This window comes from Leclercia sp. M50 (genome assembly GCF_037150775.1).
Taxonomy (GTDB): Bacteria; Pseudomonadota; Gammaproteobacteria; order Enterobacterales; family Enterobacteriaceae; genus Enterobacter.
The window spans coordinates 1-19,897 of sequence record NZ_JBBCPK010000082.1 but is presented as its reverse complement, the minus strand read 5'-3'; the positions used below and the strand labels follow the sequence as shown (position 1 = coordinate 19,897).

31 protein-coding genes are annotated in these 19,897 nt (G+C 54.9%); 30 read left to right on the top strand and 1 reads right to left on the bottom strand.

Translation table 11 applies throughout. The features are described 5' to 3' along the window. Nucleotides 1-92 precede the first annotated feature (92 nt). The 7 genes from WFM46_RS18060 (at nucleotide 93) to WFM46_RS18030 (ending at nucleotide 2,605) form a co-directional block, all read left to right on the top strand. Entirely contained in the window at nucleotides 93-479 is a 387-nt protein-coding gene (locus WFM46_RS18060; RefSeq protein WP_063136051.1) for a phage holin family protein, read from the top strand. Continuing rightward, nucleotides 466-747, top strand: coding sequence for a phage holin family protein (locus tag WFM46_RS18055; protein WP_156654784.1), 282 nt, complete (start codon nucleotides 466-468; stop codon nucleotides 745-747). The genes WFM46_RS18060 and WFM46_RS18055 overlap by 14 nt, the downstream gene beginning before the upstream one ends. After that, entirely contained in the window at nucleotides 747-1,376 is a 630-nt protein-coding gene (locus WFM46_RS18050) for a glycoside hydrolase family 19 protein (protein ID WP_156654783.1), read from the top strand. The genes WFM46_RS18055 and WFM46_RS18050 overlap by 1 nt, the downstream gene beginning before the upstream one ends. A gap of 7 nt (nucleotides 1,377-1,383) precedes the next feature. Then, a complete protein-coding gene (locus WFM46_RS18045; RefSeq protein WP_156654782.1) occupies nucleotides 1,384-1,659 on the top strand; it encodes a hypothetical protein in 276 nt (91 codons plus the stop codon). After that, nucleotides 1,610-1,804, top strand: a complete 195-nt coding sequence (locus WFM46_RS18040; protein WP_156654781.1) for a hypothetical protein — start codon at nucleotides 1,610-1,612, stop codon at nucleotides 1,802-1,804. Before WFM46_RS18045 ends, WFM46_RS18040 begins: the two co-directional genes overlap by 50 nt. Then, complete coding sequence (locus WFM46_RS18035) at nucleotides 1,801-2,094, top strand: Acb2/Tad1 domain-containing protein (protein ID WP_156654780.1); 294 nt, start codon at nucleotides 1,801-1,803, stop codon at nucleotides 2,092-2,094. The genes WFM46_RS18040 and WFM46_RS18035 overlap by 4 nt, the downstream gene beginning before the upstream one ends. Before the next feature lie 97 nt (nucleotides 2,095-2,191). Then, entirely contained in the window at nucleotides 2,192-2,605 is a 414-nt protein-coding gene (locus WFM46_RS18030; RefSeq protein ID WP_156654779.1) for a hypothetical protein, read from the top strand. 109 nt (nucleotides 2,606-2,714) lie between these two features. Here WFM46_RS18030 and WFM46_RS18025 read toward each other — a convergent pair whose 3' ends face one another. Further along, nucleotides 2,715-2,945 carry a hypothetical protein gene (locus tag WFM46_RS18025; protein ID WP_336998166.1) on the bottom strand — a complete coding sequence of 77 codons (231 nt, stop codon included), beginning with the start codon at nucleotides 2,943-2,945 and terminating at the stop codon, nucleotides 2,715-2,717. Here WFM46_RS18025 and WFM46_RS18020 point away from each other — a divergent pair. From WFM46_RS18020 to WFM46_RS17910, 23 genes are all read left to right on the top strand, one after another. Beyond that, a complete protein-coding gene (locus tag WFM46_RS18020; RefSeq protein WP_336998165.1) occupies nucleotides 2,934-4,187 on the top strand; it encodes a glycosyltransferase family 2 protein in 1,254 nt (417 codons plus the stop codon). The two genes, WFM46_RS18025 and WFM46_RS18020, sit on opposite strands and share 12 nt — an antisense overlap. Next, nucleotides 4,169-4,759, top strand: a complete 591-nt coding sequence (locus tag WFM46_RS18015) for a hypothetical protein (protein ID WP_156654777.1) — start codon at nucleotides 4,169-4,171, stop codon at nucleotides 4,757-4,759. Before WFM46_RS18020 ends, WFM46_RS18015 begins: the two co-directional genes overlap by 19 nt. After that, nucleotides 4,756-5,097 carry an HNH endonuclease signature motif containing protein gene (locus tag WFM46_RS18010; RefSeq protein ID WP_156654776.1) on the top strand — a complete coding sequence of 114 codons (342 nt, stop codon included), beginning with the start codon at nucleotides 4,756-4,758 and terminating at the stop codon, nucleotides 5,095-5,097. The genes WFM46_RS18015 and WFM46_RS18010 overlap by 4 nt, the downstream gene beginning before the upstream one ends. Beyond that, nucleotides 5,097-5,300 (top strand): hypothetical protein, encoded by a 204-nt coding sequence (locus WFM46_RS18005; protein ID WP_156654775.1) that lies wholly within the window; start codon nucleotides 5,097-5,099, stop codon nucleotides 5,298-5,300. Before WFM46_RS18010 ends, WFM46_RS18005 begins: the two co-directional genes overlap by 1 nt. Before the next feature lie 183 nt (nucleotides 5,301-5,483). Next, nucleotides 5,484-5,969: a hypothetical protein gene (locus WFM46_RS18000; RefSeq protein ID WP_063922244.1), complete on the top strand. Its 486-nt coding sequence runs from the start codon at nucleotides 5,484-5,486 to the stop codon at nucleotides 5,967-5,969. 5 nt (nucleotides 5,970-5,974) lie between these two features. Continuing rightward, complete coding sequence (locus WFM46_RS17995) at nucleotides 5,975-7,489, top strand: terminase large subunit (RefSeq protein WP_156654774.1); 1,515 nt, start codon at nucleotides 5,975-5,977, stop codon at nucleotides 7,487-7,489. Then, nucleotides 7,489-8,763 (top strand): phage portal protein, encoded by a 1,275-nt coding sequence (locus tag WFM46_RS17990; RefSeq protein ID WP_156654773.1) that lies wholly within the window; start codon nucleotides 7,489-7,491, stop codon nucleotides 8,761-8,763. The genes WFM46_RS17995 and WFM46_RS17990 overlap by 1 nt, the downstream gene beginning before the upstream one ends. Nucleotides 8,764-8,780: 17 nt before the next feature. Further along, complete coding sequence (locus WFM46_RS17985) at nucleotides 8,781-9,458, top strand: HK97 family phage prohead protease (protein WP_156654772.1); 678 nt, start codon at nucleotides 8,781-8,783, stop codon at nucleotides 9,456-9,458. A 2-nt stretch (nucleotides 9,459-9,460) separates the two neighbouring features. Beyond that, nucleotides 9,461-10,618 (top strand): phage major capsid protein, encoded by a 1,158-nt coding sequence (locus WFM46_RS17980; RefSeq protein WP_057059277.1) that lies wholly within the window; start codon nucleotides 9,461-9,463, stop codon nucleotides 10,616-10,618. A 34-nt stretch (nucleotides 10,619-10,652) separates the two neighbouring features. Next, nucleotides 10,653-10,979 (top strand): head-tail connector protein, encoded by a 327-nt coding sequence (locus WFM46_RS17975; RefSeq protein ID WP_156654771.1) that lies wholly within the window; start codon nucleotides 10,653-10,655, stop codon nucleotides 10,977-10,979. Beyond that, on the top strand, nucleotides 10,979-11,317 hold the full coding sequence (locus WFM46_RS17970) for a phage head closure protein (protein ID WP_150320643.1): 339 nt from the start codon (nucleotides 10,979-10,981) through the stop codon (nucleotides 11,315-11,317). Before WFM46_RS17975 ends, WFM46_RS17970 begins: the two co-directional genes overlap by 1 nt. After that, the gene (locus tag WFM46_RS17965; protein WP_156654770.1) at nucleotides 11,314-11,763 is read left to right on the top strand and encodes an HK97-gp10 family putative phage morphogenesis protein; all 450 of its coding nucleotides are present in this window, start codon (nucleotides 11,314-11,316) and stop codon (nucleotides 11,761-11,763) included. Before WFM46_RS17970 ends, WFM46_RS17965 begins: the two co-directional genes overlap by 4 nt. Beyond that, on the top strand, nucleotides 11,760-12,107 hold the full coding sequence (gene gp17, locus WFM46_RS17960; RefSeq protein ID WP_156654769.1) for a tail completion protein gp17: 348 nt from the start codon (nucleotides 11,760-11,762) through the stop codon (nucleotides 12,105-12,107). Before WFM46_RS17965 ends, gp17 begins: the two co-directional genes overlap by 4 nt. Before the next feature lie 54 nt (nucleotides 12,108-12,161). Further along, nucleotides 12,162-12,632, top strand: a complete 471-nt coding sequence (locus WFM46_RS17955) for a phage tail tube protein (RefSeq protein ID WP_156654768.1) — start codon at nucleotides 12,162-12,164, stop codon at nucleotides 12,630-12,632. A gap of 53 nt (nucleotides 12,633-12,685) precedes the next feature. Then, nucleotides 12,686-13,087 (top strand): phage tail assembly chaperone, encoded by a 402-nt coding sequence (locus WFM46_RS17950; RefSeq protein WP_156654767.1) that lies wholly within the window; start codon nucleotides 12,686-12,688, stop codon nucleotides 13,085-13,087. A gap of 23 nt (nucleotides 13,088-13,110) precedes the next feature. After that, on the top strand, nucleotides 13,111-13,374 hold the full coding sequence (locus WFM46_RS17945) for a phage tail assembly protein T (RefSeq protein WP_156654766.1): 264 nt from the start codon (nucleotides 13,111-13,113) through the stop codon (nucleotides 13,372-13,374). A gap of 70 nt (nucleotides 13,375-13,444) precedes the next feature. After that, nucleotides 13,445-13,786, top strand: coding sequence for a hypothetical protein (locus tag WFM46_RS17940; protein WP_156654765.1), 342 nt, complete (start codon nucleotides 13,445-13,447; stop codon nucleotides 13,784-13,786). Between the two features lie 40 nt (nucleotides 13,787-13,826). Further along, nucleotides 13,827-17,105 carry a phage tail tape measure protein gene (locus WFM46_RS17935; RefSeq protein ID WP_156654764.1) on the top strand — a complete coding sequence of 1,093 codons (3,279 nt, stop codon included), beginning with the start codon at nucleotides 13,827-13,829 and terminating at the stop codon, nucleotides 17,103-17,105. A gap of 8 nt (nucleotides 17,106-17,113) precedes the next feature. Then, nucleotides 17,114-17,455: a phage tail protein gene (locus WFM46_RS17930; RefSeq protein WP_156654763.1), complete on the top strand. Its 342-nt coding sequence runs from the start codon at nucleotides 17,114-17,116 to the stop codon at nucleotides 17,453-17,455. Nucleotides 17,456-17,507: 52 nt separating this feature from the next. Continuing rightward, complete coding sequence (locus WFM46_RS17925) at nucleotides 17,508-18,245, top strand: phage minor tail protein L (protein ID WP_156654762.1); 738 nt, start codon at nucleotides 17,508-17,510, stop codon at nucleotides 18,243-18,245. A gap of 2 nt (nucleotides 18,246-18,247) precedes the next feature. Further along, the gene (locus WFM46_RS17920; protein WP_156654761.1) at nucleotides 18,248-18,994 is read left to right on the top strand and encodes a C40 family peptidase; all 747 of its coding nucleotides are present in this window, start codon (nucleotides 18,248-18,250) and stop codon (nucleotides 18,992-18,994) included. After that, on the top strand, nucleotides 18,972-19,586 hold the full coding sequence (locus tag WFM46_RS17915; RefSeq protein WP_156654760.1) for a tail assembly protein: 615 nt from the start codon (nucleotides 18,972-18,974) through the stop codon (nucleotides 19,584-19,586). The genes WFM46_RS17920 and WFM46_RS17915 overlap by 23 nt, the downstream gene beginning before the upstream one ends. A gap of 53 nt (nucleotides 19,587-19,639) precedes the next feature. Beyond that, nucleotides 19,640-19,897 (top strand): hypothetical protein (locus WFM46_RS17910; RefSeq protein ID WP_336998164.1); only part of this gene is annotated, 258 nt, incomplete at its 3' end.

The following is a 19,897-nucleotide window of genomic DNA, read 5'->3' as shown; positions in this document are numbered from 1 at the left end:
CATTGCGATGGCCTTTGACAGAGTAACATCCAGCCGCACAGCGGCCTTCTTTCCCCTCATATTGAGAGGATTCACAGCACTGAGGGGGACCAATGTCCGATCCAATTTCCGGCACGGGGTTAGCCGGTGGCACCCTGGCGGGGGCCAGCGTTTATGGACTGCTGACCGGGACCGATTACGGTGTAGTTTTTGGCGCATTTGCAGGGGCGGTATTTTATATCGCCACGGCAGCCGACCTGGGCGCAGCACGCCGACTTGCTTATTTTATCGTGTCCTATATCGCTGGCATTCTGTGCTCCGGCCTGGTCGGGTCGAAGCTGGCTAATCTGACCGGTTACAGCGACAAACCCCTGGACGCCATTGGTGCCGTTATCGTTTCTGCTTTAGCCGTCAAAATCCTGACGTTCCTGAATAACCAGGATGTCGGCTCGCTGGTGGCGCTGATAACGCGCCGGGGAGGTTCAGGTGGTTCTAAATGACCCGACAGCAACTATTAACGCGCTGATCTGCGCTGGCGTAGTTCTTACTCTGATGTTTTACCGCCGGGGTGATTCACGGCATCGCCCGTGGGTTTCCCGCCTGGCATGGCTGATTACTGTGACGTACAGCGCCGTGCCACTGGCCTACCTTTGCGGCATTTATCCTCATTCATCGTGGGCCACCATTGGGGCCAACGTTCTTTTCCTTTTCGTGCTGGTGGCCGTCAGGGGCAACGTAGCGCGTCTGGTTGATCATCTGAGGCAATAATGAATCAAACACAATTTCAGAAGGCGGCTCGTATCAGCGCCGGGCTGGCTGCGCGCTGGTTTCCGCATATTGACGCTGCAATGAAAGAGTACGGCATAACCGCTCCGCTCGATCAGGCCATGTTTATTGCCCAGATGGGGCATGAGTCCGCCGGGTTTACGCGGGTGGTTGAAAACCTGAACTATGCAGCTGAGAGCCTGGTACCAACGTTCGGTAGTCACCGCATTACCGCACAGCAGGCCGCTGCCCTCGGCAGAACGGCAACGCAGCCTGCAAACCAGAAGGCGATCGCCAATCTGGTTTATGGGAATGAGTGGGGCAAAAACAATCTGGGTAATCAGGTGGCGGGCGATGGATGGAAATATCGCGGGCGCGGACTGAAGCAGATTACCGGGCTGAGCAACTATCGCAGCTGCGGACTGGCCCTGAAGCTGGATCTGGTCACGCACCCGGAACTGCTTGAGCAGGATGTCTACGCTGCCCGATCAGCTGCATGGTTCTTCGCATCCCGTGGCTGCCTTCTTCACTCCGGCGATGTGGAGCGCGTTACGCTGATCATCAACGGCGGCCGCAACGGGCTGGATAAGCGGCGCATTCTGTTCAACCTGGCAAAATCCGTGCTGGTGTGAGGTCAATATGGGTATTGAAACGATCATCGGTCTGGCCGCGGCAGTGATAGCAGCCATTGCTGGCGCTTTTGGCCTGGGCCACGTTCGCGGCACCAGCAAAGCCGAAGCAAAAGCAGACCAGCAGCGAACCGAAGATAACGCCGCGGCCACGGTCGCTGTGGCAGAACGCCGGGTTGAAGCAACGAAAGAGGCCAGCAATGTACAGCAGACTGTTAACCATATGCCTGGCGACGATGTTGATCGCGAGCTGCGTGACTCGTGGCAGCGCCCCGGTAGTGTTTGATACCGCCTGTGACTGGGTAAAGCCAATCTACCTGACCGATCATGACATTGATGTGCTGGATAAGCAGACGAAGAAAGACATCCTGGCGCATAACAAAGCGTGGCAGGCGAACTGCCAACAACCTTACGTTAGGGCAGCGAAATGAGTGAAGCAAAACCGCAAGATGGCAGTACCGTAAAGGGATACCGCTCGTTAACTCCGGGTGAAATCGAACGCATGAACCGCCTGAAGGACGTCAGTCGTCAATTCTGCAACCTGCTGGATACCGAGCGCAGCGAGCTGCTTACTGTCCGTAATGGGCCAGCAATGCTGAGCACTGAGCAGGCACGTGAGATTGATGACGCATTGCGCTGCCTGTCTATTGCCCGCACCAAAATGCAAGAAGCCTGCATGTGGGCCTGTCGTGCAGTAACACGTCCTGACTCTGATTGTTAACGCATTCCAAAGCTCATCTGCGGGTGGGCTTGATAATGCTTTAACCATTTTCAAGCAATGGATATTATACATGCTCCATAATGCAAAGGGGTTAGCTATGCTTGAATTCAATGGTAATGATAGAGAAGTGCAGGAAGTGGTCGCTTCAAAGGTCCGAGATAATGTCTTACTTAATATTGTTCATTTAACGAACTTGGATGAAATCTCAGTAGGTTTAACCTTATTTTGCAAAGGAACCGTGATATCAGGAGATGTGATTTCAGGTAAAGAATATTTTGCTTCGATGGTTGAGAACTGTAAAGGCGAAGCCCTGAAAAATCTTTATTCTGAAATTGGTAAGACCTTTTATGAAATGGACCCCGCTAAGGGAAATGAGCCTCCATTGAATTACATTCATCTCAAAAAAGTAGCAGTGCAAGGTTCAGATTCTGAATTCACTCCATTTTTAGGTGGCCTGCTAAGAATGCGCATAGACGAAATTGATGGGCATCTATTAGGACGCTTTGAATAATTTACCTGTAATTTAACTATAAACCCCGCACATATGCGGGGTTTTTTTATGGACATCATCATGGGTAGACTCATCGTAATGTCTATAGCGGATAAATAGTAAATATGCCCTATAGGGGATAAAAATGCAGGTCACCATAGATGGCGTCCAGTATGCGCCAGTAAGTTTTTCTTCCTCCAAGATTGGCATAGCAATAACCACGCATAATCGGCCAGAAGTTCTTAAGCTCGCTTTCGAGCAGCACATGAAGCATCTGCCTGCTGGAGCATTGCTGATGGTTATCGATGATGGTTCCAAATCTGCAGCAGTAGTGCCCAGCGGCGTGCAGTTGCTTCGCCATGAAACATCACTCGGAATCGTCGCCTCAAAGAACGCCAGCCTGACCGTACTGATGGATGCAGGATGTGAGCATCTCTTCCTGTGGGATGATGACGCCTGGCCGATTGCCGATAACTGGCACCTGCCTTATATCGAATCACCTGAACCACACCTGGCTTACCAGTTCCTCGATCTGGCTGGCCGCAATAAGCTGAACGATATGGCTGTGCTGTACCGGGATGACAAGCACGTCGCTTACACCGGGCAGCGCGGAGTGATGCTGTATTACCACCGCAGCGCCATCGAGAAGGTGGGCGGGTTCGATCCGGTATACGGTCGCGGCATGTACGAGCATCCGGATCTGGCCCTTCGCATTCACAACGCCGGGTTATCGACATGGGCGTTTGCTGATGTGGCTGGTTCTGAAAAGCTGATTCATTCGATGGATGAGCACGAAGAAGGAACACGCTCAATACCCCGGCCCGACCGGGAGGCGCTGGTAAAACGAAACGTTGGCATCTTCAACGCACGACGCGACAGTGGGTATACCGGCTTTGCCTCGTACAGCAGCAATCCGAATCTGGTATTAACGACGCTGCTCACGAGCCAGCCGGATCCACAGCGCACCGGAAAGATGAGACCCGAACCGCAGGTTCTTCAGTCCTGGTCAGGCTCCATATCCGGCGCGCTGCCGATGGTGCTGGCCGACGAACTTAAAGAACCTCCCAGCGGTGCCAGCCTGTGCGAGGTGCCCGCATTAGACATGAGCCCTTACTTTGCGCGCTGGCTGCATATCTATCAGTATCTTCGTGCCCACCCTGAATACCATCTTGTCTGGTGTACTGACGGGACAGACGTTGAGATGCTGCGTGAGCCCTGGGCAGAAATGGTGCCCGGTAAAATTTACGTTGGCTCTGAGCACAAGACCTACGCTGACAAGTGGATGAAGGCCAATCACCACGGCAAAGCCTATAGCGACTTCCTCGATCTGCACCGGGATGAACAGCTGCTTAATGCTGGCCTGATTGGTGGCAGCCGTGAAGATGTAATGGAGTTCGCCCACCGGATCATCCGTCAGCATTATCTGATTGAAAGCCACCGCTTCTGGAAGATAGAAACAGCGCCCGCCACGCTGGTGGACATGGGCGCGTTCGGTATGGCTGCAAAGTCATTCGGCGATCGTGTCGTTACCGGCCCTAAGGTGCACACCATATTCAAAACAGACGGCATCGGTAAGGAGGCAGCATGGTGGAAACACAAGTGAGGTTCGTTGTCGTTGGCCATCACACCCGGTTTGCCTCAGCAGCATTGCTCGCTGGTGAACTGGGAGCCCATCTTCTTCTTGATGAAGGGAATCACGGCGCGAACTGGAATCACCGGCGCGCGCTTGAATGGGCCGCCGAACAATCCTGCCGGGTAGTGGTGCTGGAAGACGATGCTTTACCCGTGCCCGGGTTCGCTGACAAGGTGGCTGACTGGCTGGCCCGTTTCCCTGACGACATGCTGAGCTTTTATCTGGGTACAGGACGACCGCCGCAGTATCAAAAAGAAATAGCCGGAATGCTGGTGGATGCTGATCGCGTCTGTGGTGATCACATCGTGATGCGAAAGCTGATTCACGGTGTCTGCTATAGCCCACCTCAGGGCAGGTTAGTGCGCATGCTCAGCGCATGGAATAAAACGCTGGCAGCAGATTACGCAGTTGGTGAGGCTTACGGCGGCAGGGTGGTTTACCCGTGTTACTCGCTGGTGGATCACGCTGACCTGCCGACGGTTGAGCGTCACCCGGACAACGAGCCGAGGACAGAACGCCGCCGAGCATGGAGATTGGCATGAACAAAGAGCCCCGGATATATGGCAGTCGATGGGATAAGGCCCGCCTGCGTTTCCTGCAGCAGCACCCGCTCTGTGTGATGTGCGAGCAGCAGGGACGAATAACGGCGGCCACGGTCGTTGACCACATCGAACCTCACAAGCTCAAAGATGCGCTTAAGTCGGGCAACCCGCTGGCCATCTCGAAGGCACAGCACCTGTTCTGGAGTAAAGAGAACTGGCAGCCACTGTGCAAAGCCCACCACGATTCAACGAAGCAGAGAATGGAGAAGAGCGGCACCGTCATCGGCTGTGATGCCAACGGCTACCCACTCGATCCTGCGTCTCACTGGAGCACGTAATGAAAGACCTCAGTATTGAATACCGCGACGGTAAGTTTGTTCAGTTGGTGATCGATGGCGTGGTGATGAAGGGCGTGACCTCGATTGAGTTCTCCCACTCAGTCGGCCAGGACGTGCCGACGCTGAGTGTATCGGGTCACTTATGGCCTGAACCTGAGAAGATCAATCCAGTCCTCCTGCAGGTGGATAAAGACTCGGCCTAGCGCGGCGATGAGGCAGGGGATAGACATCAAATGAAATCATTTCAAATGCAATGATGTCAAATGATAATGAATCGCATCAGGGGTAGGGGGGGATCAAATCTTCAAATCCATTGCCCCAAATGACCGCCGCCAAAGTTTGATTTTAACGCTAACCCGATTTTTTCCGTTTTAAGGTGTTGACATATGGCAGATAAACGAACCCGCTCCGACAGTTCGGCGGCGGCGATTCAGGCCATGAATAATGCAGCAGTGGACACCATCGATCCGCCGTCCCATGCAGGTTTGGAGAAAAAAGCCGAACCATTCTGGCATGACAATATCAGATCGAAAGCTCTGGACAGCTGGACACCCGCCGACCTTTTAGCCGCTGTAGAACTGGCGAATAACCAGCTCTATATCACCGTTTTACGCAGAGATTTGCGCAAAGAAGAGCGCGTGCGCGGTGAAGGCAGAAACGAGGCACTGATTAAAGACCTGCGGAAGCAAATTCCAGAATTGCAGCGAACCATCCTGGCACAGCGACGTGACCTGCAGATCCATTCCCACGCAACCAACGGCGAAAGCCGCGACCAGAAGAAACGCAACCAGAATGATCGTGCCGCCCGGGATACCCGAGCTGAACATCAGGACCAGGACGACAACCTGATCGCCTTTCCCAAACACGGATAAAAACTATGACGCGAGGTGAGCGCGTAATAGCGTTCATTGAGCGCTTTTGCATCGTGCCTGAAGGCAAGCTAATCGGGCAGCCAATGCGGCTCGACCCTTTTCAGAAAACATTCATCCTGTCGATTTATGACAATCCGGCCGGTACGGACATGGCGATCCTCAGCATCGCGCGTAAAAACGGTAAAACAGGGCTGATTGCCGGAATCCTGTTGGCGCATCTGGTGGGACCCGAAGCGGTACAGAACACGCAGATCGTCAGCGGCGCTCTCAGTCGGGAGCAGGCGGCCATCGTTTTTAACCTGGCAGTGAAGATGGTTAACCTTAATCCGAAGCTGCAGGAGCTGGTTCACATCACGCCCAGCGGCAAAAAGCTGATCGGGTTGCCGTGTAATGTGGAGTACAAAGCTTTATCTGCTGAGGGTAAAACCACACATGGCCTTTCGCCCATTCTTGCGATTTTGGATGAAACCGGGCAGGTAAGGGGGCCGCAGGATGATTTTATCGACGCCATAACCACGGCTCAGGGCGCACATGAAAGCCCGCTGCTGATTGTTATCAGCACCCAGGCGGCGAACGATGCCGACCTGCTGAGCATCTGGATAGATGACGCGGTTAAATCGAAAGATCCGCACATCGTCTGTCACGTTTACGAGGCCCCCAAAGAGGCGGATATCAGTAAGCGTGAATCATGGCTTGCCGCTAACCCGGCGCTTGGTACGTTCAGGTCTGAAAAAGACATGGCGCGCCAGGCGGAAAAAGCGGGGCGCATGCCGAGTTTCGAGAACACCTTCCGCAACCTGAACCTGAACCAGCGCGTGTCTACTGTATCGCCGTTCATATCCCGCAGTGTTTGGGAGCTGTGCGGCGGCATACCGCAGAACACAGCGCGGAAATGGTATGCCGGGCTGGATCTGTCAGCCAGAAACGATTTAACGGCGCTGGTCATTGCTGGTGAAGCAGAAGACGGTGTCTGGGATGTTTTCCCCTTCTTCTGGACGCCTGAAAAGACGCTTGAAGAACGCACCAAAACAGACCGCGCGCCGTATGACGTCTGGGTCAGAGAAGGCCTTCTACGCACGACGCCAGGCGCGTCTGTCGATTATTCATTCGTGGTCGCTGATATCGCCGCAATTATCGGTGATTTCGATATTACCTCGATGGCCTTTGACCGCTGGCGCATTGACCAGTTCAGGAAAGAGGCGGACACCATCGGGCTGAGCCTCCCTCTGGTTGAGTTCGGCCAGGGCTTTAAGGATATGGGCCCGGCAGTGGACACCCTTGAATCGCTGATGCTTAACGGGCGGGTTAGGCATGGCATGCACCCGGTTTTAACGATGTGCGCCGTGAATGCGGTGATCGTTAAAGATGCTGCCGGCAACCGCAAACTCGATAAATCAAAAGCAACGGGTCGTATTGATGGCATGGTCGCAATGACAATGTCCGTTGGTGCCGCCAATGGGGAAGTTACCGAACAGGGTGGTGACTTCGAGGACTTCATTTTTCGACCGCTGAGCATGTGATGGAAGAACCTAAATACACGATTGACCTGCGAACCAATAACGGCTGGTGGGCAAGGCTGCAGTCCTGGTTTGTCGGCGGGCGTTTAGTCACCCCAAATCAGGGCTCGCAAACAGGGCCTGTTTCGGCCCACGGACACCTGGGCGATTCATCCATTAACGATGAACGGATACTGCAAATATCGACGGTGTGGCGCTGCGTGAGCCTGATTTCGACCCTTACTGCGTGCCTTCCGCTGGATGTCTTCGAGACTGACCCGAGCGACAACCGAAAAAAAGTCGGTTTGAGCAATCCGCTGGCTCGCCTGTTGCGTTATTCCCCCAATCAGTACATGACCGCCCAGGAGTTCAGGGAGGCCATGACGATGCAGCTTTGTTTCTACGGGAACGCCTATGCGCTGGTGGATCGTAACAGCGCTGGCGACGTGATCAGCCTGATACCGCTTCAGTCCGCGAATATGGATGTGAAGATGGTTGGTAAGAAAGTGGTTTATCGCTATCAGCGCGACAGCGAATACGCGGACTTTTCCCAGAGAGAGATTTTTCACCTTAAAGGATTCGGTTTTACCGGGCTGGTCGGCCTCTCACCCATCGCGTTTGCCTGTAAATCGGCAGGCGTGGCGGTGGCGATGGAAGACCAGCAGCGAGATTTCTTTGCCAACGGCGCTAAATCGCCCCAAATCCTCTCTACCGGCGAAAAGGTGCTAACCGAGCAGCAGCGTTCGCAGGTTGAAGAGAACTTCAAAGAGATCGCCGGCGGCCCGGTAAAAAAACGCCTCTGGATTCTGGAAGCGGGTTTTTCGACTTCGGCAATTGGCGTGACACCTCAGGATGCCGAAATGATGGCGTCCCGAAAATTCCAGGTTAGCGAACTGGCCCGATTCTTTGGCGTACCGCCTCACCTTGTTGGCGACGTTGAGAAGTCAACGAGCTGGGGATCGGGCATCGAGCAGCAGAATCTCGGCTTCCTGCAGTACACCCTGCAGCCCTATATCTCGCGCTGGGAAAACAGCATCCAGCGATGGCTGATCCAGGCGAAGGACGTTGGCCGCATTCACGCTGAGCACAATCTTGATGGTCTGTTGAGAGGTGATTCTGCTTCCCGCGCTGCATTCATGAAGGCGATGGGCGAGGCGGGGCTTCGCACGATCAATGAGATGCGGCGAACAGATAACCTCCCGCCGCTGCCGGGTGGCGATGTGGCAATGCGGCAGTCGCAATACGTGCCGATCACCGATTTAGGAACCAACAAAGAGCCCCGCAATGACGGGGCTTAATTTTTATGGGGGCCGCGATGCCTGAGATCGTAAAAACCCTGTCTTTCGACGAGACAGAAATCAAGTTCACCGGTGACGGGAAGCAGGGCGTTTTCGAAGGATACGCTTCTGTTTTCAATAACACCGATTCCGACGGCGACATCATTCTGCCCGGCGCTTTCAAAAACGCGCTGACCAACCAGACCCGGAAAGTGGCGATGTTCTTCAACCACAAAACATGGGAATTGCCGGTTGGAAAGTGGGACAGCATCGCAGAAGACGATAAGGGCCTGTTTGTACGCGGTCAGTTAACGCCCGGGCACAGCGGTGCCACTGACCTCAAAGCGGCCATGCAACATGGCACCGTTGAGGGTATGTCGGTGGGCTTTTCAGTGACGAAAGACGATTACTCCATCGGTACCAGCGGGCGCATTTTCAAAAATATCCCGTTCTTGCGCGAAATCAGCGTCTGCACCTTCCCGGCCAACGAACAGGCTGGCATTGCAGCCATGAAAAGTGTCGATGGCATTGAAACGATCCGTGACGTGGAGAACTGGCTGAGGGATTCAGTCGGCCTCACCAAATCACAGGCAGTTGGGTTAATAGCCCGGTTTAAGTCAGCGATTCGGAGCGAGTCCGAGGGCGACGGAAACGAAGCACAAATCAACGCTCTGCTTGAGAGCATCAAATCCTTCCCTTCTAATTTAGGAAAATAATTATGTCTGAACTCGCTCAAATTCAAAAAGCCATCGAAGAGTCCCAGCTGAAAATGACCCAGCTTTTCGATGCCCAGAAGGCAGAAATCGAAAGCACCGGCGTGGTGTCCAAACAGCTGCAGTCCGATCTGGCGAAAGTACAGGAAGAGCTGAGTAAATCCGGTACCCGCCTTTTCGATCTGGAACAGAAACTGGCTTCCGGTGCCGAAAACCCAGGTGAGAAGAAATCCTTCTCTGAGCGCGCAGCTGAAGAGCTGCAAAAGTCCTGGAACGGCAGCAAAGGCAGCTTCGATGCGAAGACCTTCAATAAATCCCTGGGCAGTACTGCGGCATCTGCTGGCAGCCTGATCCAGCCGATGCAGGTTCCGGGCATTATCATGCCGGGCCTGCGCCGCCTGACCATTCGTGACCTGCTGGCACAGGGCCGCATTTCCAGTAACTCACTGGAGTACGTGCGCGAAGAGGTGTTTACCAATAGCGCCGATGTGGTCGCTGAAAAGGCGCTTAAGCCTGAATCGGATATCACTTTCAGCAAGCAGACCGCCAACGTCAAAACCATCGCCCACTGGGTGCAGGCTTCGCGCCAGGTTATGGACGACGCCCCGATGCTGCAGTCCTACGTCAATGACCGCCTGATGTACGGTCTGGCGCTGAAGGAAGAAGGTCAGTTGCTGAACGGCGACGGCAGCGGGGATAACCTGGAAGGTCTGAACAAAGTGGCCACCGCCTACGACACATCGCTGAATGTCACCGGTGATACCCGCGCGGACATCATCGCTCACGCTATTTATCAGGTGACCGAGTCCGAGTTCAGCGCCTCCGGCATTGTCCTTAACCCGCGCGACTGGCACAACATCGCGCTGCTGAAAGACAACGAAGGTCGTTATCTCTTCGGTGGCCCACAGGCATTCACCAGCAATATCATGTGGGGCCTGCCAGTCGTTCCGACTAAGGCGCAGGCAGCCGGCACCTTCACCGTCGGCGGTTTCGACATGGCGTCTCAGGTCTGGGATCGCATGGATGCCACCGTGGAAGTCAGCCGTGAAGACCGCGACAACTTCGTGAAAAACATGCTGACCATCCTGTGTGAAGAACGCCTGGCGCTGGCTCACTATCGCCCGACAGCAATCATCAAGGGCACTTTCTCTTCTGGCTCATGATGGGGGAGGGCGGGGTAACCCGCCCTTTTAACGTATGGCGATAGATGTTCTGCAGGTAATCGGCCTCAACCTGTTTAAGCAGCAGATAGAGTTTGAAGAAGATGACCGGGACGAGCTGATCACGCTTTACGCCCAGGCAGCCTTTGACTACTGCTATCGATGGTGTGACGAGCCAGCATGGAAGGCGCCAGGTGATATTCCGGCAGCGGTTAAGGGAGCCGTGCTCCTGGTATTTGCTGACATGTTCGAACACCGGACCGCACAAAGCGAGGTTCAGCTTTACGAAAATGCTGCTGCTGAGCGAATGATGTTTATTCATCGCAACTGGCGCGGAAAAGCGGAACCTGAGGAGGGCTCCTGATGGAACCTGGACGATTCAGGCACAGGGTTAAAATCCTGAACTTCACAACCTCCCGGGATTCATCTGGTCAGCCAGTGGAGTCATGGAGTGGTGGCGATCCGGTTCCGGCAGAGGTGAAAGGGATCAGCGGCAGAGAGCAAATGTCAGGTGGAGCGGAGATGGCACAGGCAACGATTCGCATCTGGATGCGGTTCAGGCCTGAGGTACATGCTTCCTCCCGCGTAGAAGTGCTCAGCGGCCCATACAAAGGCCAATTGCTGAATATTATCGGCCCACCTGTCGCCAACCCGAACGGTACTCGCCTGGAAATTCTGTGTAAAACAGGAGCTGAAAAGTGATCGGAACGAGCCTTGATTTTTCCGGACTGGCCGACATAGCTAAAGACCTTGAAGCACTCAGCCGCGCAGAAAATAACAAGGTTCTTCGCGATGCCACGCGCGCCGGCGCGGAAGTGCTTAAAGAAGAGGTGATCGCCCGCGCCCCGGTACGCACCGGCAAGCTGAAGAAAAACGTGGTGGTGGTGACACAGAAAAGCCGACGCCGCGGTGAAATCTCTTCCGGTGTGCATATCCGTGGAGTTAACCCTCGCACCGGCAACAGCGATAACACCATGAAGGCGAAGAATCCGCGGAACGCTTTTTACTGGCGTTTCGTTGAGATGGGAACCGCCAACATGCCGCCTCACCCCTTCGTGCGTCCGGCTTTTGATGTGCGGCAAGAGCAGGCCACAGAGGTGGCTATGCGGCGCATGAACCAGGCCATTGACGAGGCGTTAAGCAAATGACCGAAGACGATCTCTATCCGCTGCTGGCATCACTGGCTGGCGGCAAGGTTTATCCCTACGTTGCACCTCTCGGCAGCGATGGGCAGCCTTCAATCGCGCCGCCGTGGGTGATTTTCTCGATCATCACCGATGTGGCCGCAGACGTTCTTTGCGGACAGGCAGAGTCTGCCGTATCGGTCCAGGTGGATGTCTATTCCAGTGCCATTACCGAAGCGCGCGCGATCAGGGATATGGCGCTGGATGCCGTCCAGGTGCTCAAGCCGGGAAATATCGTCAAAACGCCTGGTTATGAACCTGACCTGCGCTATCACAGGGCAACGCTTGAATTTCAGGTAACCGTTTAGCCTCACTCACCCTCACAGACCGCTACGGCGGTCTTTTTTTTATCTGGAGAAATCATGGCCAGTAAGTACGAAGTCACTAAGGGGATGACCTTTGCTGTCTCCTCAGCCCCCGTAACCGCAGATGACTTTAACGCATCTGCATTCCCGGGATCCGGTGTTACCTGGCTGGAAGCGGCCTGTGCAACGAAGGAAATCACCTTCGCCGGTGGCCAGAAGGGTGATATTGACGTCACCACGTTGTGCTCAACCGAACAGGAGCAGACCAACGGCCTGGCCGCACCGGCGGAGATGAGCATTACCCGTAACTGGGTAGGCGACGAAGCCGCACAGGAGGCACTGCAGACCGCTTACGAAAATGACGAACTGCGTGCGCTGCGCGTGGTTTTCCCGTCGGGCAACGGTTTTTATGTGCTGGTGGAAGTTCGCCAGAGCTCGTGGTCTGCGGCAACGTCTTCCGTTGTTGGGGCGACCTATTCGCTGCGCGTTCGCGGCAAGCCTAAACGCATTTTCGCGTCTGGTTCCTGAGCGGCTTCGGCCGCTTTTTTAATCCCCTTATCCTGCAACAAGAGAAGAATGAAATGGCACAAAGGACATCACAGAATTCATTACGCAACGTGGCGCTTACTGCATCGAAAGCGTACCGCACAAAACCGGGCGTTACCGTGCCCGAATGGGACGGCGCAAAGGTCACACTGCGCGAACCCTCCGGCGATGCCTGGGTAAAGTTCCGTGAGATCGTCAACCCCCAGATCCCGGAAGGTGAAGAGCCGCCTGTCCTGACCGAATCGCAGAAGTTTTTGCGTAACAAAGAGGCCGATGTCGTTCTGTTTATTGACGTTCTGCTGGATGAAAACGGTGAGCGCGTATTCAGTGATGACGATCAGGCGCAGGTTTCAGAGATTTACGGCCCGGTGCATGCCCGACTGCTGGCCCAGGCTCTCGGCCTCGGAATGAGCCAGGAAGAAGCGGGAAAGCCGTAAAGCAGCCGCTGACCTTCTTCCTTATGTCGCTGGCGCTCCGGCTGGGGCGGACTCTGCAGGAGCTGCGCCAGACCATCACCGCCAGCGAACTGAAAATGTGGATCGAGTTTGACCGCATCAGTCCGATTGGCGACTGGCGCGCCGACGCGCAGGCGGCACAGATCGCCGTTGCGACGCTGAACTCTCAGGGCGGCAAATTCACCATTCCGGACGTGATGCTGAAATGGGGAGAGCAGGAAGAAGACAGGGAAATTAGCGAGCTGGAGGAATGGATATCTGGATTGTAACTAAATCTGCCAATTTTGATGTTCATGAGGTAACCTATGAGTGATTATATATTCATAGGGAAGCCCGCAAATGTTTAAATATGCATTGATTGTTTTATTAACTTTATTTATTTCTGCATGTAAACCCAGTGATGAAGAAATGATTAAATTTGGCGAGTCTTTAGTTGCTCAATCACTTAAAGACCCCGAGAGCGCAAAATTTAGTTCATATTATCGACCATTTGGAGATGGTGTTGGGTATGTTTGTGGAACGGTTAATGCAAAAAACTCATACGGCGGCTATGTTGGAAATAGAAATTATTATGTTCACCTGACTGTTAAAGACGATAAGGTTGTTGATAATAGTCCTGTCAAAATAATTGACGAGAACGATGATAAAGGTGAAGGTAATTTCAGGAGCATATGCCAGTAAATAATTAAAGCCCTTTGGGGCTTTTTTTTATAGGTCAACTATGGCAACCCTGCGCGAGCTAATTATCAAAATTTCGGCGAACTCCTCCTCTTTCCAGACAGAGATCGCCCGGGCTTCCCGCATGGGGACAGATTACTACCGCACTATGGAGCAGGGCGGGAAAAAGGCAGCAGCGGCCACGCGTGAAACACAGCGTTCCCTGTCAGACCTGAACTCACAACTTGCGACTGTACGATCCTCAGCTGCTGGTCTGGCCGGTGCATGGGCTGGTGCTTTTGCCACGCATCAACTCGTCGCTTTCGCAGATACATGGAACCAGTTGAACGGCCGCCTTCGCCTGGCGTCATCTTCCAGTGAGGATTATGCCCAGTCCCAGCGGGTACTGATGGAAATAAGCCAGCGTACCGGGACATCACTTGAGGCGAACAGCAACCTTTACAGTCGTATCGCCCAGTCGCTGCGGGACGCTGGCTATGCCTCCTCAGACGTGGCAAAGGTGACCGAGACCGTTGCCACGTCCCTCAAGCTTTCTGGAGCCAGCACGGAAGAAGCCAGCTCGGTGATTACCCAACTGAGCCAGGCGTTGGGATCTGGCGTTCTGCGCGGCGAGGAATTTAACGCCATCATGGAGAACGGCGGACGTTTGGCTAAATTGCTGGCGGACGGACTGGGGACCACCGTTGGCGGCCTTCGTAATATGGCCAACAATGGCGAGCTGACGACAAACAAGATCGTCCCACTGCTGACCAATGTCGAGATCCTGCGCAAGGAGTTTGATACGCTGCCGGCATCCATCAGTGGTTCTGCTCAAAAAGTAGAAAATGCTTTTCTCGCCTGGGTGGGCGGGGCTAATGATGCAGTCGGGGCATCTTCCACGCTTTCCGGCGTGCTGGATGGCCTGGCGAATAACATTGATGGTGTAGCAAATACGGCAGGCTTATTGGTTGGCGTCGGGCTGGCCCGTTATTTTGGCAACATGGTTGGCAGTATAGGGCAGTCCACCCGCGCAGTGATCTCTAACGCTACTGCAGAAGTAACTTTAGCTCAGGCACAGGTTCGCGGTGCGCAGGTTAGCGTTGCCGCTGGCCGGCAGGCTGTCTACCGGGCACAACAGGCGCGAGCAGCGGCAACCAGTATTGAGGCGCAGATTGTCGCAGAGCGTAAGCTCGCAGCCGCTCAGACATCGCTGGATAAAGCTCTGGCAGGTAGGGCTGCCGCCGTTAACAACCTCACCAGTACAGCTTCGGTAATGTCCAATTTGGGTGGCAAGGTGCTGGGCATTCTCGGCGGATGGCCAGGCATTATTATTGGTGCAGGCGCTGCGATGTACGGACTGTACCAGCACACGCAGCAGGTACACCGTGAAGCGGTTGGGTTTGCCAACAACCTCGACGAGATCAACACCAAACTGAAGCAGATGTCAGTAATGGGGCTTCGCTCCACGGCGGCTGATGCCCGGACATCATTACAGGCTCAGAAGCAGGACCTGGCCGAACTTGATTCGCAGATTGCACGAGTGAAGGACAGCCTTAAGGCGGTTGACCAGATTCAGCAGGACTACAACCGCCACCCGACGCTAACCCTGATCAACACCTTCATGGATCAGGCCGACATCACGGCCAAAAACGTGGAGCTTACCGATAAGCTGAATCAGCTGGAGTATCAGCGCGAACAGGCTGCCTCGAAGGTTGAGCGGACGCAGAAACTGGTGAACGATGCCAGTGATCTGGCGACACAGAAAGCAATTGAGCAGGCTGGCGCAGTTTCCATCCTTAAAGGTGCTTATGACCTGCTTAACCGCTCGATGTCAGCGACCGCAGGCGCAAAACCTCCGCAGTATGCCGGTCCGGTTGTATCGATGGCAAACGCCACGCCTCAACAGCAAACGGCGCTCGAGCGGTCACGACGTGATAACGAAATGGCCAGCCTTAGCGGGCTGGAAAAGTTGCATCAGCAGCATGTCTACGAAGCAGAAGACCTTAAGCTGACCGGCGCGCTTTATACCCAGTACATCTATAACAAGGATCAGGCCGCCAAAAAGGATGCAGCAGCAGCATCGGCTAAAAAGGATTCAACGGCTGCCTCTCAGGCCCAGAGCAAGGCAGAACGCGAAGCTGCGAGCCAGGCGGAACAGTACTCAAGCAAAATGGCCGATCTTAGTATTGCTACCGAAGTGCAAAAGGTCCGTGCACTGCAGGGGGAAAAGGCGGCGGAGTTGTACGCGGCATCGCACGAAAACGGAACTAAATGGAGTGAAGAACAGCGTAAATCCATAGAGGCGGGATCCTTGGCGCTGGCTCAATGGACGCAAAAAGCAGATGAGGCGGTGCGGAAACAGCGCGAGATGGCCGATGCGCTTAAGGATCTCAAAGACGCGGCGCGGCGATATCAGGATGAAACAGAACTTAATGCCAAAACATCTGGGATGGGTAGCCGTGATCAGGAGCTGTACCGTTCACGGCAGGAAGTTGAACGAGTCTTTGATAAAACCGATAAAGGTGCTGAGGCTGTAGCTGCCCGCGCCTCAGCGCTGGATGCGCTTGATAAAAAATATCAGCAGGCTAAAGCCAGCGAACTGGACTGGCGGGCTGGCGTAAGTGCTGGTCTGGCTGACTGGATGGATAATGTCAGCAATATTGCAGGCACGGTTTCGCAGGGTATTACCTCTACTATGGACAGCGCTCTGGATAACGTAGCCTCTATGCTTGTTCGCGGAAAGGCAGACTGGAAAGAGTGGGGCCTGTCAGCGCTGGAGATGATCGCGAAGGTCAGTCTTCAGATGGCAGCTGTTAGCGCGCTGGGTGGGTCTTCTTCCTCGGGGTCAGGGATTTTAGGCTCGCTGGTCGGCAGCGTGGCGGGAGCTTTTGGTGGCGGTGCCGCTGGCGCAACTCCATCAGGAGCATATACCGCCGCTGCGGGCTCGCTCACATTCAACGCTAAAGGCGGAGTTTACGGCTCTCCTTCGCTGAGTGCGTTCAGTAACAGCATTGTTGATACACCGACATTCTTCGCCTTTGCAAAAGGCGCGGGCGTCATGGGCGAGGCGGGGCCGGAGGCGATCATGCCGCTGACCCGGGCCGCTGATGGTTCGCTGGGCGTGCGGGCCGTATCTTCTGGTGTTAATAATGCAACAGGTTATGGCAATACAGCCATCACTGTTCATGCCCCGGTCAACATTACCCAGGATGGTTCTGCAGGTGAAATTAGTAACGCCAATAACGCCAGCACAGCACGCCAGCTTGAAGGCATTGTTCAGCAAACCCTTACCGATCGCCTGAGGAAAGAAATATCGCCAGGCGGCATCCTCTATCGCCGCTAAGGAGCAATATGGCAATCGACACTTTTACCTGGTGCGTCCGCATAGGGCCCACTGGAGCAAATACTGTGGCCACGCTTCAGGCGCAGTTTGGCGACGGCTATAAGCAGGTGGCTGGCAATGGGATCAACACCGATGCCGAAACCTGGAATCTGGCATGCAATGGCGATGTGGCGACGATGAAGAATGTACGCGATTTCCTTCTGAGCCATGTCATCAAATCGTTCTGGTGGGTTAACCCGTGGGGCGAGCAGAAGCTATACCGGGTTAAAGCTGATTCTGTCAGCCCAACCTTTCCCCACGGTGGCTTTGTAGAATTATCGTTTGTGTTTGAACAGGCCTTCGGGCCTTAGTTATTCCTCCTTTTCCAGGGCCGCTTCCGCGGCCTTTTTTTATGGGCTGAATATGAGCTTTACGAACGACGTACAGAAACTGGAACCGGGTGAACTGATACAGCTCATCGAGATCGACGGCACCGAATTTGGCATGGATACCGTGCTGCGCTTTCATGCCCACAATATTGCTTCTGCAGGCTGGGCTGCATTCGCGGCTGACAACCTGCCTGCCATTATCTGGCAGGGTCAGCAGTACGACCCTTACCCTTACGAGCTGAAAGGCCTGGAGCTGTCCAGTACCGGAGCACAGCCCACACCCACGCTTTCCGTGTCGAACGTTGGCAATTATGTGACGGCGCTGTGTCTCGAGTACGACGACCTGGCGAGGGCGAAGGTGAAGATCCACACCACGCTGGCGAAGTACCTGGACGCGGCCAACTGGACAGCCGGCAACCCGAACGCCAGCCCGGCCGACGAGCGCGTACAGCTTTTTTACGTCAATGCCAAAACCGCTGAAACGCGGGTGCAGGTCGACTTTGAACTGTGCTCACCCTTTGACATCCAGAACCTGCAGCTGCCCACCCGGCAAATTACGCCGGTCTGCACCTGGTGCACGCGCGGCTGGTACCGCACCGGCACCGGGTGCGACTACAACGGGAACCGTTATTTTCTCAAGGATGGCACCCCCACGGATAACCCGGCGCTGGATATGTGCGGCGGCCAGATACAGGACTGCGAAGCGCGGTTCGGAACCGGTAACCCGCTGCCGTTTGGCGGCTTCCCGGCGGCAAACCTTCAGGGTAAATAACCATGCGAAAAAAACTGATGGATGCGATCCGCGCTCATGTTGCCGCGGAATATCCGAACGAGGCGTGCGGCGTGGTGGTGCAGGCCGGACGGGCGCAGCAGTACATTCCGTGCCGGAATATTTCGGAAACGCCCACTGAGACCTTCACGATCTCGCCGGGGGATAAGCTGGCTGCATCGGAGCAGGGAGAAATCATTATGATTATCCACTCGCATCCTGATGTGGTGCAGCTTGTGCCGTCCGAAATGGACAGGGTGCAGTGCGACTGGTCCGGGGTGGAATGGGGCATCATGAGCTGGCCGGACGGTGATTTTTGCACTCTGGCACCCCGTGAGGACCGGGACTACGCCGGGCGGCGCTGGGTGCTGGGCTTTGCTGACTGCTGGTCGCTGATCCGTGAGTGGTTCCAGCGTGAGCACGGCATTACCCTGGGTGATTACTCGGTACCGTACGAGTGGTGGGAGCAGGGCGAAAATCGCTACGACGATAACTGGGAGGCAGAAGGCTTTGTCCAGGTGGACCCTGCTGATATGCGGCCCGGCGATATGATCATGATGCGCATACAGGCGCAGGTAACCAATCACGCGGCTGTTTACCTCGGTCATCACGAGCACCAGGAAAACATCATACTGCACCATAATTTCGGCAGCCTCTCTGCCCGGGTGCCGTACGGCAAGTATTACCGCGACCGCACCGTTCGTGTGGTCCGGCACAGGAAGCTAATGAATGCTGAAAACACTGATTCTTGAAGGCCGTATGGCGAAAAAGTTCGGGCGTGAACACAAATTTCACGTTGAGGATCTGCGCGAGATGTTGCGCGCCATGTGCAGCCAGGTTCCCGGTTTTAAACGCTACCTGTCAGAAGGACATATGCAGGGGATACGCTTTGCCTTCTTCAATGGCAAAAACAACATCGGGCTCGACGAATTCGACATGACCCGCGGCGGTGCGGTGTATCGGATTTCGGCCATTACCGAAGGTTCAAAGCGCGGCGGTGTGCTGCAGATCGTTATCGGGGCGGTGGCTCTCGTGGCCGCGTATTTTACCGCGGGGGCTTCGCTGACGGCGATAGGCCTGAGCACAGCTGCTGCGACCGCCACAACAACGGCGCTAACCGGCCTGGGCCTGTCGATGATGCTGGGGGGTGTTGTTCAGCTGCTGACACCCCAGCCGAAATACAACGTCGGCGCGTCGTCCAGCACGGACAACAAACCCAACTACGCCTTTGGCGCGCCGGTGAACACCGTGGCGGTGGGTTATCCGGTTCCCGTGTTCTTTGGTGAGCGCGAAATCGGCGGGGCAGTTATCAGCGCGGGGATCTTCTCCAGCGACCAGCAGTGAAATTTATTCTCAGCTACAGGCCACCTCCGGGTGGCTTTTTTTATGGGTGAACTATGCGACTTCTCGAAGATGAATCCCTTATTCAGGGACGTAAAGGCGGTGGCGCTAAACAGCACACCCCTGTTGAGGATCCGGATGACCTGCTGTCGACAGCAAAATTAAAAATGCTGCTGGCGATCGCTGAAGGTGAAATCCAGGGCGAGCTGACGGCACAGAACATCTTCCTAAACGACACCCCGCTGGCGAACGCCGACGGCAGCTACAACTTCACCGGCGTGAGGTGGGATTTTCGCCCGGGCACTCAGGATCAG